General features: G+C 71.7%; 15 protein-coding genes. 8 read left to right on the forward strand and 7 right to left on the reverse strand.

Going from position 1 to position 14,982, the window contains the following annotated elements:
- Positions 1–440: 440 nt before the first annotated feature.
- From Q4V64_RS26075 to Q4V64_RS26095, 5 genes are all read left to right on the forward strand, one after another.
- On the forward strand, positions 441–1,184 hold the full coding sequence (locus tag Q4V64_RS26075) for an rRNA methyltransferase (RefSeq protein ID WP_124440692.1): 744 nt from the start codon (positions 441–443) through the stop codon (positions 1,182–1,184).
- 133 nt (positions 1,185–1,317) lie between these two features.
- A complete protein-coding gene (locus Q4V64_RS26080; protein WP_124440691.1) occupies positions 1,318–2,178 on the forward strand; it encodes a TrmH family RNA methyltransferase in 861 nt (286 codons plus the stop codon).
- A 225-nt stretch (positions 2,179–2,403) separates the two neighbouring features.
- Positions 2,404–3,855, forward strand: a complete 1,452-nt coding sequence (locus Q4V64_RS26085; protein WP_124440690.1) for a DUF2252 domain-containing protein — start codon at positions 2,404–2,406, stop codon at positions 3,853–3,855.
- A gap of 151 nt (positions 3,856–4,006) precedes the next feature.
- On the forward strand, positions 4,007–4,801 hold the full coding sequence (locus tag Q4V64_RS26090; RefSeq protein WP_124440701.1) for a hypothetical protein: 795 nt from the start codon (positions 4,007–4,009) through the stop codon (positions 4,799–4,801).
- A 69-nt stretch (positions 4,802–4,870) separates the two neighbouring features.
- The gene (locus tag Q4V64_RS26095) at positions 4,871–5,200 is read left to right on the forward strand and encodes a rhodanese-like domain-containing protein (RefSeq protein ID WP_124440700.1); all 330 of its coding nucleotides are present in this window, start codon (positions 4,871–4,873) and stop codon (positions 5,198–5,200) included.
- Positions 5,201–5,247: 47 nt separating this feature from the next.
- Here the strand turns inward: Q4V64_RS26095 and Q4V64_RS26100 are convergent, their stop codons facing one another.
- From Q4V64_RS26100 to paaA, 6 genes are all read right to left on the reverse strand, one after another.
- Positions 5,248–6,381, reverse strand: coding sequence for an acyl-CoA dehydrogenase family protein (locus Q4V64_RS26100; RefSeq protein WP_124440689.1), 1,134 nt, complete (start codon positions 6,379–6,381; stop codon positions 5,248–5,250).
- 87 nt (positions 6,382–6,468) lie between these two features.
- The gene (locus Q4V64_RS26105; RefSeq protein WP_124440688.1) at positions 6,469–7,530 is read right to left on the reverse strand and encodes a 2Fe-2S iron-sulfur cluster-binding protein; all 1,062 of its coding nucleotides are present in this window, start codon (positions 7,528–7,530) and stop codon (positions 6,469–6,471) included.
- Positions 7,530–8,072, reverse strand: a complete 543-nt coding sequence (gene paaD, locus Q4V64_RS26110; protein ID WP_124440687.1) for a 1,2-phenylacetyl-CoA epoxidase subunit PaaD — start codon at positions 8,070–8,072, stop codon at positions 7,530–7,532. The genes Q4V64_RS26105 and paaD overlap by 1 nt, the downstream gene beginning before the upstream one ends.
- On the reverse strand, positions 8,066–8,788 hold the full coding sequence (gene paaC / locus Q4V64_RS26115) for a 1,2-phenylacetyl-CoA epoxidase subunit PaaC (RefSeq protein WP_124440686.1): 723 nt from the start codon (positions 8,786–8,788) through the stop codon (positions 8,066–8,068). Before paaC ends, paaD begins: the two co-directional genes overlap by 7 nt.
- Positions 8,785–9,072 (reverse strand): 1,2-phenylacetyl-CoA epoxidase subunit PaaB, encoded by a 288-nt coding sequence (gene paaB, locus Q4V64_RS26120; protein ID WP_124440685.1) that lies wholly within the window; start codon positions 9,070–9,072, stop codon positions 8,785–8,787. The genes paaC and paaB overlap by 4 nt, the downstream gene beginning before the upstream one ends.
- Entirely contained in the window at positions 9,069–10,091 is a 1,023-nt protein-coding gene (gene paaA, locus Q4V64_RS26125) for a 1,2-phenylacetyl-CoA epoxidase subunit PaaA (RefSeq protein WP_124440684.1), read from the reverse strand. The genes paaB and paaA overlap by 4 nt, the downstream gene beginning before the upstream one ends.
- A 306-nt stretch (positions 10,092–10,397) precedes the next feature.
- Here paaA and Q4V64_RS26130 point away from each other — a divergent pair, with 306 nt between their 5' ends.
- Genes Q4V64_RS26130 through Q4V64_RS26140 form a run of 3 tightly spaced genes read left to right on the forward strand, consistent with a single transcriptional unit; the run spans position 10,398 to position 13,164 of the window.
- Positions 10,398–11,192, forward strand: coding sequence for a DUF5819 family protein (locus tag Q4V64_RS26130; RefSeq protein ID WP_124440683.1), 795 nt, complete (start codon positions 10,398–10,400; stop codon positions 11,190–11,192).
- A complete protein-coding gene (locus Q4V64_RS26135) occupies positions 11,189–12,403 on the forward strand; it encodes an HTTM domain-containing protein (RefSeq protein WP_124440682.1) in 1,215 nt (404 codons plus the stop codon). The genes Q4V64_RS26130 and Q4V64_RS26135 overlap by 4 nt, the downstream gene beginning before the upstream one ends.
- The gene (locus Q4V64_RS26140) at positions 12,400–13,164 is read left to right on the forward strand and encodes a TrmH family RNA methyltransferase (protein ID WP_124440681.1); all 765 of its coding nucleotides are present in this window, start codon (positions 12,400–12,402) and stop codon (positions 13,162–13,164) included. Before Q4V64_RS26135 ends, Q4V64_RS26140 begins: the two co-directional genes overlap by 4 nt.
- Here the strand turns inward: Q4V64_RS26140 and paaN are convergent.
- Positions 13,161–14,852: a phenylacetic acid degradation protein PaaN gene (paaN, locus tag Q4V64_RS26145; RefSeq protein ID WP_124440680.1), complete on the reverse strand. Its 1,692-nt coding sequence runs from the start codon at positions 14,850–14,852 to the stop codon at positions 13,161–13,163. The genes Q4V64_RS26140 and paaN overlap by 4 nt on opposite strands.
- Positions 14,853–14,982: the final 130 nt, after the last annotated feature.

The raw sequence follows: 14,982 nt of genomic DNA on the forward strand, positions 1-14,982 counted from the left end.
CGACTGGGGGGCGATCGTTGTCGCCGTCCTGGCAGGAGCACTCGCCCGATGGGTCTGCCAGTCCTGGATGGGAAAGAGGAGCAGAGAGAGTAAGTGAGTTCGGGCCTAGTGACGCGAGCCGCCAAAGGGCCCCTGCGGTTATTGAGCGCGGCGTGCCGTCGTCCTGCGGGTGCTGGACGATCGAGGCCTTGACGCCCTGGCCTGCGCCGTGGGAAATTCGCGCCAACAGCGCGGGAAACGATCTACGCGTCGGACTCATGGGGCCTGATCAGCGAGTTCCGTCGGTGCCCCACCAACACCAACGGGACGGGCGGCATCGTGATCACGATGCCGCCCGTTCTGCTGTGTGGATCTTTCTCACGGTTGATTCCGACGCTTGCGTTCTGTGAGGAACGTCTCAGGCTGTCATACGGTCCTGGAGGCCCGGAGAGAGGAAGCAGGTGCCCTACCGTCACGCCACGGAGCGGGTGGACAGTACCGACCTCGCCTGCGGAGTGGTCCTGCACTCCGCCCCGGGGTACCCCGCCTTTCCCGTGCGGCTGGCCGTCGAGATCTTTCTGCGTGGCCTGGACCACCTCCCGGACGACGGGCCGGTGACCCTCTGGGACCCCTGCTGCGGCAGCGGCTATCTGGTGACGGTGCTCGGACTGCTCCAGCGCCGTTCGCTGCGGCGGGTGATCGCCTCCGACGTGGATCCGGAGCCCGTCGGGCTCGCCCGCAAGAACCTGGCCCTGCTCACGCCGGAGGGACTGGCCGCGCGTGAGCGGGAGCGGCGCGAGCAGAGCGAACGGTTCGCGAAGCCGTCGTATCTGGAGGCGGCCGACGCGGCCCGGCGGCTGCGCGAGCGCCTGACCGCGGACGGCGGCGGGCTGCCCTGCACTGTGGGAACGGCGGACGTCTTCGATGCCGACGCACTGGCCCAGGTCGTCTCCGGATCGCCGCCCGACCTGGTGGTGACGGACCTGCCGTACGGGGAACGGACCCAGTGGGCGGGTGAAGTGCCCGGTGAGCCGGTGACGGGGATGCTGCGGTCGCTCGCGTCGGTGCTGCCGCCGCACGCCGTCATCGCCGTGACCGACCGCGCCCGCAAGGTCCCCGTCGCACCGGTACGGCCCTTGGAACGGCTGAAGATCGGAACGCGCTCGGCGGTGCTGGTGAGGGCTTCGGCGGTGCGGGATGCCTGACTGTGCCTAATCTTGACCTTGCTTGACCCTTGCCTTGCCTTGCCTTGCCTTGCCTTGCCTTGCCTGGTCTGGCCTGACCCTGGCCTTGCCTGGTCTTGCCGAACACGACGTCCGTTCCAGAGAGGGGCATCCAGTGGGTAGCACGCCCGCGACGCTTCGGGTGAGCACCCGCAACGCCCGCTTCCAGCAGTGGGAGGCGCTCCTCGGCAACCGTACGAAGCGGCAGCGCGCCGGCGAGTTCGTCGTCCAGGGCGTGCGTCCCATCACCCTGGCCCTGGACCACGGCTGGCCGCTGCGTGCCGTCCTGTACGCGGCCGACCGCGAGCTGTCGCAGTGGGCGCAGGAGACACTGCGCCGGGTCGGCCGTGATGTGCAGCGAGTGAAGATGGACTCCGGTCTGCTGCGCGAGCTGGGCGGAAAGGACGAGGCCACGCCCGAGCTCCTCGTCGTCGCGGAGCTGCCCCCGGACGACCTGGACCGCCTCGCTCCGGAGCCCGACTTCCTCGGCGTGGTCTTCGACCGTCCGACCACACCCGGCAACATCGGGACGCTCATCCGTTCCGCCGACGCGTTCGGGGCGTCGGGGCTGATCGTGTGCGGTCACGCGGCGGACGTGTACGACCCCAAGGCGCTGCGCGCCAGCACAGGGTCGGTCTTCGCCGTGCCGACGGTCAGGGTTCCCGCTCCGCGTACGGTCGCGGACTGGGCCGACGGTCTGCGCGAGGGCGGCCTGCCGGTGCGGATCCTGGGCACCGACGAGCACGGCGAACGGGACATCACCGAGGTGGACCTGACCGGCCCGGTGCTGCTGGTGATCGGCAACGAGACATCCGGGATGAGCGCGTCCTGGCGTGCGTTGTGCGACGAGACGGTGCGGATTCCGATCGGGGGTGCGGCCAGCTCCCTCAATGCGGCGGCCGCGGGGACCGTGGCTCTTTATGAGGCGGCTCGTCAGCGGGGGTTCAGCGGTGGGGTGGGCACTGCCGGGCGCTGACGGTGCGCGGGGGCGGGGCTGATGGCACGCTGGGGCTGGGGCTGGGGCTGGGGCTGGGGCTGGGGCTGATGGCGCGTGGCCTGGGCCTGCGGTCCCTCTCGTGGGCTGACGCCCAGCCGCGTTATCCACAGGTGCGGAGTTGTCCACAGGGTCTGACGCGTTTCCGCGACCGGCTGTACGGTCGCACGAGTTGATGTTCGTGCGTGTGCGGGGGAGGCGGTCGCAATGACCGAGGTCGGTGCTGAGACGGCTGCGGAGACGGCTGCGGAGACGGTGGGCGCGAAGGGCGGCGCGCACCGGTTGCCCCGGGTGCGGGGTTTCGCCGAGTGGCCGGCCCAGGGGACTCCCAAGGAGGAGGGCAGGGCGCTGCGGCTCCGGGTGCCGCGCGAAGCGCACGCCACACTGGACCTGGACGGCGGTCGGCCCGACGCGGTGAGCGCGGTCGAGGAGTCCAGCCGCGGCCGGATCGCCGAGCTCAGGCCGATAAGGGTGGGCAGGATGGCGGCCACGCCGTTCGCCTTCCTGCGCGGCGCGGCGGGCCTCATGGCGTACGACCTGGCGCGCACCCCCATGACCAGGATCCGCGCCCAGATCTGTGGCGACGCCCACGCCGCCAACTTCGGCCTGTACGCGGACGCGCGCGGCGGCCTGGTCATCGATCTGAACGACTTCGACGAGACGGTCCACGGCCCCTGGGAGTGGGACCTCAAGCGGCTCGCCGCCTCGCTCGTGCTCGCCGGGCGCGAGGCGGGCGCGGACGAGGACACCTGCCGCAGGGCGGCGCACGATGCGGTGGGCGCCTACCGCCGCACCATGCGGTTGCTCGCCAAGCTCCCGGTCCTCGACGCGTGGAACGCCATCGCGGACGAGGAGCTCGTCTCCCACACCGACGCCCACGACCTGCTCGGCACACTGGAGCGGGTCTCCGAGAAGGCGCGGGCCAACACCAGCGGACGCTTCGCGGCGAAGTCGACGGAGCCGACCGAGGACGGCGGGCGCCGCTTCGTCGACGCCCCACCGGTGCTGTGGCGCGTTCCGGACGCCGAGGCGGCCACGGTGGCCGCGTCTTTGGAGGAGTACCTGACCTCGCTCTCCGAGGACCGCCTTCCGCTGCTGGCCCGCCACACGGTGCACGACGTGGCGTTCCGCGTCGTCGGCACGGGCAGCGTCGGTACACGGTCGTACGTCGTGCTGCTCCTGGACCACCGGGGCGAACCGCTCGTCCTCCAGGTCAAGGAGGCCCGCCCCTCGGCACTGGTGCCGCATCTGGTCAGCGCCGGATTCGAGGTGCCGGACGTGGCGCACGAGGGCCGGCGCGTGGTCATGGGCCAGAAGCGCATGCAGGTGGTCAGCGACATCCTGCTGGGCTGGACCACGGCTGACGGACGGCCCTTCCAGGTGCGGCAGTTCCGCAATCGCAAGGGCAGCGTCGATCCCGCGGCCCTGGCCGCCGACCAGATGGACGACTACGGCCGGATGACCGGCGCGCTCCTGGCCCGCGCCCACGCCCACAGTGCCGACCCGCGCCTGATCGCCGGCTACTGCGGCAAGAACGAGGAACTGGACGAGGCGATCGCCACCTTCGCCGTCTCCTACGCCGACCGGACCGAGGCGGACCATGCGGAGCTGCTGGCGGCGGTGCGATCGGGGCGGATCGCGGCGGAGGCGGGGGTGTGAGGGGGAGCAAGGGAGCCCGGGGCATGGCAGGCGTGCGGCCGGCGGATCAGGACGAAGTCGGTGTGCGCGGAGGTCCCCCTCGGTCGTGGCCTACGCTGGTCGGGTGACGACCCCGGAAGCTGAGCAGGGTGGTGTCGCCGGTGAGGGCCGGGTGACGCCACAGGGCGGTGTGCCCCGGCCCGAGGAGCGGCTGGAGCGGGCCGTGCGGGCCGCCGAGCAGGCGCTCATCGAGTACGAGATCGCGGTGGAGACCTTCCGTATCGAGGTCGAGAACTTCGAGCGGCTGCACCACCAGAAGCTCGGCCCGATGTACACGCGGCTCGACGAGCTGGACGCCCGGATCGCCGAGGCCCGGGCCGCCCGCACCGGTGACCCCGAGGACCTGCGCAAGGCGGACGAGGCGCGGGCCCGGGTCATGCCGATGCCCGGTGTCGAGGAGCTGTTCCACGGCTGGATGGACGGCCAGGGGCTGTTCCCGGAGGCCGCGGCGATGCTCAGCGATCAGCCGGTACAGCCCCCGCAGCGGGTGCGCCCCAGCGACGAGGTCCGCAAGCTCTACCGCGAGCTGGCCCGCAAGGCGCACCCCGACCTGGCGCAGGACGAGACCGAACGGGAGCGGCGTGAGGAGTTCATCACCCGGGTCAACGGCGCCTACGCCCGTGGTGACGAGGCTTTGCTGCGGGAGCTGGCCGAGGAGTGGGCCGCCGGGCCGAAGCCCCCGGAGCAGGGGCCGACCCCCAGCGAGGAGCTCTACGCCCGCCTCGAATGGCTCGCCCAGCGCAAGGAGCTGCTCAGCGTCGTCGCCCGGGAGCTGGAGGAGAGCGCGATCGGCTCGATGCTCCGGATGGCCCCGGACGACCCCGACCGTCTCCTGGACGAGGTCGCCGAGCAGCTTCTGGCCCAAGTCGCCCAGCGCGAGGCGGAGCTGGCGGAGCTGCTCGGGTAGCGGGTCCGGTCACCGGCCCGGTCGGCCGGTGCGTCGGGTAGCGTCGGAGACATGCAATTCGGAGCTGGTGTGCCCACGGTCGAGGTCACGGACCTCAAGGACGGCGACTTCCTGCTGGATGTCCGCGAGGACGACGAGTGGCAGGCGGGTCACGCCGCGGGGGCGCTGCACATTCCCATCAGTGAGTTCGTGGCCCGGTACGGCGAGCTGACCGCGGCGGCGCCGCAGGACGGGCGGGTCCATGTGATCTGCCGCTCCGGCGGGCGTTCGGCCCAGGTCGCGATGTACCTGGTCCAGCAGGGCGTCGACGCCGTGAACGTCGACGGCGGCATGCAGGTCTGGGCAGCCGCGGGCCGTCCCGTCGTGACCGACGCGGGTGAGCCGGGGCACGTTCTCTAGGCACGTTCTCTGGACGGGGCAGGCCCTCCAGAACAGGACTCCCGCCGTCAGCCGAGCGGATGGGCCGCCAGCAAGTCGCCCAGGGTCTCTTCGTGGGCCGCCGCCGGGCCGAGGGACAGTTCCAGGTGTTTGGCCCAGGCGTGGTACCGGTGCAGGGGGTACTCGACGTCGGCGCCGAACCCGCCGTGCAGATGCTGCGCGGTCTGCACGATCCGCCGTACGCCTTCCGAGGCCCAGATCTTGGCGACCGCGACATCACCGGAGGCGGGCAGTGCGCCCTGAGCCGCCGAGCCGATCCGCCACGCGGCCTGCCAGAGCGTGACCTCCATGGCCCGCAGATCGATGTAGCGGTCGGCGGCCTGGACGGCGACGGCCTGGAAGGTGGCGACCGGGAACCCGAACTGTTCCCGCTTGCTGGTGTACTCGCTTGTCATCCGCAAGACCTGCTCACCGAGACCGAGCGCCAGCGCACAGGTCCCGGTGGCCAGCAGATCGCGCAGCCACTCCCATGCGCCGTCGGCGTCGATGGCGTCCCGGTTCGCGATTCGTACGCCGTCCAGGCGCAGTTCGCCGAGCCGCTCGCCGGTGGTGGAGATCTGCTCGCCGAGCTCGATCCCCGCGTGGGTCCGGGGGATCAGGGCGAGCAGGGTCCGGTCGGCGGCCGTGTGCGCGGGTACGACCACGAAGTCGGCGTTGTGCGCCCAGGGAACCGCCGTCTGTACCCCGTCCAGCACCCACGTGTCCCCCTCCTGCCGTGCGGTCACGGCGAGTTCGGCGGGATCGTGACCGGTACGGCCGCTCGCTGCGACGGTCAGCACGACCTCCCCACGGCCCGCCCGCGCCGGCAGAACCGACTTCAAATCCTCGCCGCCGAAGGCCTGTACGGCGGCCAGGGCCGCGCTGCTCTCCAGCAGCGGCACCCGCGCCAGCACTCTCCCCGCCTCGCGCAGCACCAGGCACAGCGCGATGGCGTCCAGGCCCGACCCGCCGTACTCCGGGGCCGACAGCAGGCCCAGCAGGTCGGTGTCGGCGAGCCTGGCCCACAGCGCACGGTCGAAGTCGTCGGCGACGGCGCCCGCGGTGAGGGCCGGACTGGGCACCGCGTCCGGGGCAACTCCGGCGAACACCCCCCGTGCCGCCTCGGCCGCCGCCTGCTGCTCCTCGGTGAAGGTGAAGTCCACGGTCCCTGCCCTCCCGGGCCGTTCAGCTGATCTGACGGGCCGTCAAGATAGAACAGGTTCTAGAAGAAGGGAACGGGCTGCCCACCCTCACCTGTCGAAGTCGAGCTCCACCTTCTCCGTCACCGGATGGGACTGGCACGCCAGCACATACCCCGCCTCCGTCTCCTCCGGCTCCAGCGCGAAGTTGTGGTCCATCCGCACCTCACCGGAGACCAGGAAGGCACGGCAGGTCCCGCACACCCCGCCCTTGCAGGCGTAGGGCGCGTCGGGGCGGTTGCGCAGCACCGTCTCCAGCAGCGACTCGCCGTCCTGGACCGGCCAGCTGCCGCCCCGGCCGTCCAGCCGCGCGGTCACCGTGCTGTGCGCGGGCGCGGGAACGCCGGCCGTAGGGGCGACGGCGTCCACGTGGAAGATCTCCTCGTGGATACGCGTACGGGCGACTCCGAGCTTGCGCAGCGCCCTTTCCGCACCCTGCACCAGCCCGAACGGACCGCACAGGAACCACCCCGCCACCTGCTCCACCGGCAGCAGTGCCGGAAGCAGCCCGGCCAGCCGCTCCTGGTCGAGCCGCCCGGACGGCAGCCCCGCCTGCTGTTCCTCCCGGGACAGCACCGTCACCAGCTGCAGCCGCTCCGGGTAGCGGTCCTTCAGGTCGGCGACCTCCTCCAGGAACATCGTCGAGGCGGACGTACGGTCGCTGCGCACCAGACAGAACCGGGCCTCAGGCTCGCGCGCCAGCAGCGTCGTCACGATCGACAGCACCGGGGTGATGCCGCTGCCGCCGACGATCGCGGCGTACAGGCCGGGCGCGGGGTCGAGGGTGAAGCGGCCCGCCGGCGTCATCACCTCCAGCTCGTCGCCGACGTTGATCTCCTTGAGCGCGTACGCCGAGAAGGCCCCGCCTTCCACCAGCCGCACTCCGACGCGCAGGGTGCGGGGCCCTTCGGCGCCCGGTGCCGGTGCCGGGGAGCAGATCGAGTACGTGCGCCGTATCTCCGCACCGTCCACCCTGCGCCGCAGGGCGAGGTGCTGGCCCGGGGCGTGCCGGTACTCCTCGCGCAGCTCCGCGGGCACGGCGAGGGTCAGGGCCACGGAGTCGTCGGTGAGCCGGTCGACCGCGGCCACGGGGAGCGTGTGGAAGCGGGCCATCACAACTCCTTGAAGTGGTCGAACGGTTCACGGCACGACAGACACCGCCGCAGCGCCTTGCACGCGGTGGAGGAGAAACGGCTGAGCAGTTCCGTGTCGGCGGATCCGCAGTGCGGGCAGCGGACGGGGTCCCGGCCCGGCTCCGCGGCGAGGGTGCGGGTCGTACGGGTCGGCCCCAGTCGTACGGCGACCGGTCCGGACGCCGGGCCCACGCGCGGGGGCGCGATGCCGAACTCCCTTAGCTTGCGCCGCCCTTCGTCCGTGATGTCGTCCGTCGACCAGGCGGGCGTGAGCACCGTGCGCACGGTGACCTCCCGCATGCCGTGGGCGTGCAGCACGCGCTCTATGTCCAGGGACATCGCCTCGACGGCCGGGCAGCCGGTATACGTCGGGGTCAGCTCGACCTCGACCGAGTCGGCGCCGCTGACGCGGACCGCGCGCAGCACGCCCAGCTCCCGCAGGGTGATCACGGGCAGCTCGGGGTCGGGCACCGAACCGGCGACCTCGAGGAGTTCCGCCTCCAGCGCGGTGGTCGTCACCATGACGCCCCCGGGTGGCTGCGGTGAAGATGCTGCATCTCGGCGAGCATCCGCCCGAAGGGTTCGGTGTGCAGGCCCTGGCGGCCCGCGCCGGCCGTCCACGCCCCGGACCGCGGACCCTCGGGGACCGTCAGGGTGGCGCGGCGCAGGATGTCTCCGACGGACTCGAGCCAGGCCGATTCCATCCCCGGCAGGTCGGCGTCCAGTCCTCGCACGGGCTGGAACATCTCTGCGGTGAAACGCCACAGCGCCTCGCACGCCCGCCGCATCCGCTCATGGCTGGCGTCCGTGCCGTCGCCGAGCCGCAGGGTCCACTGCTCGGCGTGGTCGCGGTGGTAGGCGACTTCCTTGACGGCCTTCGCGGCGAGCGGGGCGAAGGGGCCGTCGCCGGACGCCAGCTCGGCGTACAGCAGGTGCTGGTAGGTGGAGAAGTACAGCTGGCGGGCGATGGTGTGGGCGAAGTCGCCGTTCGGCTGTTCCACCAGCTGGAGGTTGGTGAAGGCGCGTTCCTCGCGCAGGTATGCCAGTTCGTCCTCGTCGCCGACCAGCGACAGCAGCACGCGGGCCTGGCCGAGCAGGTCCAGCGCGATGTTGGCGAGGGCGACCTCCTCCTCCAGCACAGGGGCTTGGCCCGCCCACTCGCCCAGGCGGTGGGAGAGCGCCAGGGCGTCGTCGCCGAGAGCGAGTGCGGCCACCGTGGGAACGGTCGTGGTCGTCACAGGTGCTTCACCCCCTCCGGGATCTCGTAGAACGTCGGGTGGCGGTAGGGCTTGTCGGCGGCCGGCTCGAAGAACGGGTCCTTCTCGTCGGGCGAGGAGGCCGTGATGGTGGACGAGGGCACGACCCAGATCGAGACTCCCTCGCCGCGCCGGGTGTACAGGTCGCGGGCGTTGCGCAGGGCGAACTCCGCGTCCGGCGCGTGCAGGCTGCCGGCGTGGGTGTGGGCGAGGCCTCGGCGGGAGCGCACGAAGACCTCCCACAGGGGCCAGTCGGTGTTCGTCATGCGCCCATCGCTCCTGTCTCACCGGTGTGCTTGTGCGCGTAGGCCGCGGCAGCCTCCCGCACCCACGCACCCTCGTCGTGTGCCTGCCTGCGCTGCGTGATCCGCTGTTCGTTGCACGGGCCGTTGCCCTTGAGCACCTCCCAGAACTCCGTCCAGTCGATCGGGCCGAAGTCGTGGTGCCCCCGCTCCTCGTTCCACTTCAGGTCCGGGTCCGGGAGGGTGAGGCCGAGGGACTCGGCCTGGGGGACGCAGATGTCGACGAAGCGCTGGCGCAGCTCGTCGTTCGAATGCCGTTTGATCTTCCACGCCATCGACTGCGCGGAGTGCGCGGACTCGTCGTCGGGCGGGCCGAACATCATCAGGGACGGCCACCACCAGCGGTTCACCGCGTCCTGTGCCATCGCGTGCTGCTCGGGGGTGCCGCGGCTGAGGGCCAGCAGCAGTTCGTACCCCTGGCGCTGGTGGAAGGACTCCTCCTTGCAGATGCGGACCATCGCGCGCGCGTACGGGCCGTACGAACAGCGGCACAGAGGGACCTGGTTGGTGATCGCGGCGCCGTCCACCAGCCAGCCGATCGCGCCGACGTCCGCCCAGGTCAACGTGGGGTAGTTGAAGATCGAGGAGTACTTCTGGCGGCCGGTGTGGAGCTTGTCGAGCAGTTCGTCGCGGCTGGTGCCGAGGGTCTCGGCGGCGCTGTACAGGTACAAGCCGTGCCCGGCCTCGTCCTGGACCTTGGCCATCAGGATCGCCTTGCGGCGCAGCGAGGGCGCGCGTGTGATCCAGTTCGCCTCCGGCTGCATGCCGATGATCTCGGAGTGGGCATGCTGGGCGATCTGCCGGACGAGGGTCGCGCGGTAGGCGTCGGGCATCCAGTCGCGCGGCTCGATGCGGTCGTCGGCGGCCACGGCGGAGTCGAAGGCGCGCTCGTAGGCGGCGGTGTCGCCGCCGGTGCCGTCGGCGCTGTCCCGTGCGTCGTACGCCTGTGTGCGGGCCGTGTCGTGCGCGGCTGCTGTCGCCATGAGGTCCCCCTCGACCTGGGCTCTGCCGGAGCTTGCTCCCGACCGATCGTTCGGTTCGTGCGACTCCATGGTCGGTCGGGCGCCGTAAGGTGTCAACCGCTGTGGATAACCCGCGGCGCCCGCGGGCGTCCCCTGTGGAAAACCGGGGTGGTTCGGACGGGACGGCTGCGAGGCGGGTCCGGTGGGGGCTGTGCCGGGCGCGCGGGCCTGAGTACCGTTCCGTGCGAGCGTCGCGGGAGCGGTGGGCGCGAGGGCGGGTACGGCGCCGGGCGGCCGAATGAGGGACCGGGATCGGAACGGGGCGGAATGGACGCGTACGACGGAGGCTCGAACGCCCCGCAAGGGCCGGGCGAGCCGGGCGATGCGCCCGCCGTCCCACAGGGCTCCCCGCCCGGCACGGCCCCGACGGCCGCGGACCGGCCGGCCGACGTGTCGATCCATGACCCCGAGCCCCGCACCGGTGTCGCAGCCCTCTCCCTGCGCTACCAGATCGGCGTCGCCGTGGCCCTGGCGGTCGTCGCGGTCGCCGTCTGTACGCACGTCGGCATGATGTTCCTGCACGTCGCGCCGTCGAACACGCTGACCAAGCAGCACGGCAGGGCGATCGACGACTGGATCTACCCGGAGTTCGAGCAGAACTGGAAGCTCTTCGCGCCGAACCCGTTGCAGCAGAACATCGCGGTCCAGGTGCGCGCGCAGATCAGCGCCGCGGACGGCGCGATACGGACCACCGGCTGGTACGACCTGTCCGCCCAGGACGGCCGGGCCATCGACGGCAATCTGCTGCCGAGCCACACCCAGCAGAACGAGCTGCGCCGGGCCTGGGACTACTTCGTCGCCACCCACGACAGCGACAACCGCGCGGTCGGCCTGCGCGGCGCCCTCTCCGAGACATATCTGCGCCGCATAGTGGCGCTGCGCCTCGACCGCGAGAACGTGGCCGGCAGGAGCGGCACCGTCGAGCTCGTCCAGGTCCGCTCCCGCACCACCAATGTGCCGCCGCCGAAGTGGAGCGAGGAGCGGGTCTCGGACCAGCCGGTCTACCGGGTGCTGCCCTGGTGGTCGCTCCCGGCGGACGAGACCGACGGGGGCGTGAAATGAACCGATTCGCCCTGTGCATCTCCACCGTCATCGCCCGCGTCACGGAAGCGGCCCTCGGCCCGCACCAGACCGCCGTGGTCCGTATCGGCTTCAGCGCGACCTGGCTGCTGTTCCTGCTGCGCGAATTCCCCCACCGCCAGGAGATGTACGGCCCCGACGGCCCCTGGAGCTGGGACCTCGCCCAGCAGCTGATCTCGTCCAACGGCGCCTTCACGGCCCTGATGTGGTCCGACGGCCGGTTCTGGTTCGAGACCGTGTACGCCCTCTCCGTCCTGACCAGCGCCCTGCTGCTGCTGGGCTGGCGCACCCGCACGATGTCGGTGCTCTTCATGGTCGGCGTGCTCTCCCTGCAGAACCGCAGCATCTTCATGGGGGACGGCGGCGACAACGTCCTGCACCTGATGTGCCTCTACCTGGTCTTCACCCGCTGCGGCCAGGTGTGGTCGCTGGACGCGCGGCGCGCCCGGCTTGGACGAGAGGCACGCGCGCGTGGGGAGCACGTCGCGGACCGGGTCGGTCCGGCCCTGTGGGGCGTGCTCGGGCTGGCGCTGGTCGCGGTGACCCTGTCGGGACGACTGTTCGACGCCGAATGGTTCGTGCCGCTGCTGCTGTGGGCCTTCTGGCTCGCGCAGGCCCTGTGGTGGGTCGTTGACCGGCGCGCGAGGACGAGCGAGCCCCGGATCCTGCTCGACGTCCTCGCCAACATCGTCCACAACGGCGCCCTGCTCGTGATCATGGCCGAAGCCTGTCTGATCTACGCGACGGCCGGCTGGTACAAGATCCAGGGCTCGCGCTGGCAGGACGGCACCGCCGTCTACTACCCCCTGCACCTCGACTACTTCTCCCCCTGGCCCGCCCTCGCCGACCTGCTGTCGGCCAGCGGCACGATGGTGATGCTGGTGACGTACGGCACCGTCGTCGTGCAGGTCGCCTTCCCCTTCACGCTGTTCAACCGGCGGGTCAAGAACGTCCTGCTGACGGTCATGATCACTGAGCACGCCGCGATAGCCGTGATCCTCGGGCTGCCCTTCTTCTCCCTGGCGATGATCGCCGCCGACGCGGTCTTCCTGCCGACGTCGTTCCTGCGCCGCCTGGGCGGCTGGGCGGCACGCGCGCGTGAACGGGTGCCGGCCGGCCGGGACCGTACGGCGGTGCCGAAGCCGCGCGTCCCGGAGAACCCCGAGCACACGCACGTAGGCTTCACGTCATGACCGCCCCCGATCCCGTCGGTGCCTGGCACCGGCTCGCCGAGACGTCGGTGCTGCTCGACGGCTTCCACGCCCTCAAGCACGCCGTGCGCTTCGGGGCCGGGATCCCGGTGGCGGTCACGGTCGACCGGGGAGCCACGCTCGCCCTCGCCGACGAACTGGCGCCGGACGTACGGGACACGCTGGACGCTCTCCTGGCGGAGGTGCCGGAGCCGACGTACCGGAGCCTGGTCCCGCGCCCGCACCCCACCACGGTGGCCGCCCTGGCCGTACGGCCCTCCCGCGCGGCCAACCTGGAGAAGCTGGCGCACACTCCGCGCACCGCGCCCGTCGTGGTCCTCGACAATCCGCGCAACCTGGGCAACGCGGGGGCGGTGATCCGGCTGGCCGCCGGTTTCGGGGCGACCGGCGTGGTCACCACCGGCACGCTCGACCCCTGGCACCCCACGGTCGTACGCGGCGGAGCGGGCCTGCACTTCGCGACCGCCGTGGAACGGCTCACCGTCGACGAGCTGCCGTCCGGGCCGGTGTTCGCGCTCGACCCGGAGGGCGACGACATCCGGGGCACCAAGCTCCCGGACGACGCCGTCCTCGCCTTCGGCTCCGAGCGCAGCGGGCTGTCCGCCGGCCTACGCGCGCGTGCCGACCACTGGGTGGCGCTGCCGATGCGCCCCCAGGTCTCCAGCTACAACCTCGCCACCAGCGTGGCCATGACGCTGTACCACTGGAGCGCCACCGGAGGCGCGTCAGCCGGCGCCTACTAGGCCTCCCGGCGTACCTCGACCACCCGGAAGCGGTTGGCCACGAACGCCCCGTCGGTGAGCGCCGCGTTGGCCGCCGGGTTGCCGCCCGAGCCGTGCAGGTCGGAGAAGGCGGCCGTCTGGTTGACGTACACCCCGCCCGTGAGGTTCAGCGACAGCTGGGCGGCCTCCTCCAGGCAGACCTCACGCACGGCCTGCTCGACCTCCTCGTCCGTGGTGTACGCGCCGACCGTCATCGCGCCCTTCTCGCGGATCGTGCGCCGCAGCAGCTCCACCGCGTCCGCCGCCGAGTCGACCGCGACCGCGAAGGAGACCGGCCCGAAGCACTCGCTCATGTAGGCGGCCTCGTCGTCCGGCTTGGCGCCGTCCAGCTTCACGATGACGGGCGTGCGCACGACAGCGCCCGGGAACTCCGGGTTGGCGACCTCCCGCGAGGCCAGGGCGACCTCGCCGAGGCCCGCCGCGGCGTCCAGGCGGGCCTTGACGTCCGGGTTGACGATGGCGCCCAGCAGGGCGTTCGCCCGCGCGTCGTCGCCGAGGAGGCCGTCGACCGAGCGGGCGAGGTCGGCGACGACCTCGTCGAAGGACTTCGGGCCCTGGTCGGTGCGGATGCCGTCGCGGGGGACGAGCAGGTTCTGCGGGGTGGTGCACATCTGGCCGCTGTACAGCGACAGCGAGAAGGCCAGGTTGGCGAGCATCCCCTTGTAGTCGCCGGTCGACTCCACGATCACCGTGTTGACGCCGGCCTTCTCCGTGTAGACCTGCGCCTGGCGGGCGTTGGCCTCCAGCCAGTCACCGAACGCCGTCGAGCCGGTGTAGTCGATGATCCGGATCTCCGGGCGGGTGGCCAGCGTCTTCGCGATGCCCTCGCCGGGACGCTCGGCGGTCAGCGCCACCAGGTTCGGGTCGAAGCCGGCCTCGGCGAGCACCTCGCGCGCGACCAGCACGGTGAGGGCGAGCGGCAGCACCGCGCGCGGGTGGGGCTTGACCAGGACCGCGTTGCCGGTGGCGAGGGAGGCGAACAGGCCCGGATAGCCGTTCCACGTCGGGAAGGTGTTGCAGCCGATGACCAGCGCGATCCCGCGCGGAACCGGCGTGAACCGCTTGGTCAGTGCCAGCGGGTCGCGCTTGCCCTGGGGCTTGGTCCACTCCGCCGTGTCGGGCGTGCGCACCTGCTCCACGTACGCGTACGCCACCGCCTCCAGGCCGCGGTCCTGCGCGTGCGGGCCGCCCGCCTGGAAGGCCATCATGAAGGCCTGGCCGGAGGTGTGCATGACCGCGTGCGCGAACTGGTGCGTGCGGTCGCTGATCCGCTTGAGGATCTCCAGGCAGACCACCGCGCGCGTCTCCGCGCCCGCGTCCCGCCACTGCCGCTGGCCGGCCTTCATGGCGGGCAGGAGCACGTCGATGTCCGCGTGCGGGTACTCGACGCCCAGCTCGATGCCGTACGGGGAGACCTCGCCGCCCACCCAGTCGTCCGTGCCGGGTTGGGCGAGGGCGAGGCGGTTGCCCAGGAGGGCGTCGAAGGCGGCCTTGCCCGCCGCCGCGTCCAGGCTGCCGTTCTCGCCGTAGGCCTTGGGGTGTTCGGGGTGCGGGGACCAGTACGCGCGCGTGCGGATCGCTTCCAGCGCCTGGTCGAGGGTGGGCCGGTGCCGGGCGATCAGCTCGTGCGCCGTGAGTGCGGCGGTCATGGTGGACCAACTCCTCGTCTCAAGAACTCTTCGTCGAGCTCATGACCTGGGCAGAAACCTGGGCAGGGACTGTCCGACAGAGTTAGAGTAACCGAACGATCGGTCGGGACAAGGGGGCCTGCCGCATCTG

The sequence above is a fragment of the Streptomyces sp. NL15-2K genome (genome assembly GCF_030551255.1).
In the GTDB taxonomy this organism is placed as follows: domain Bacteria; phylum Actinomycetota; class Actinomycetes; order Streptomycetales; family Streptomycetaceae; genus Streptomyces.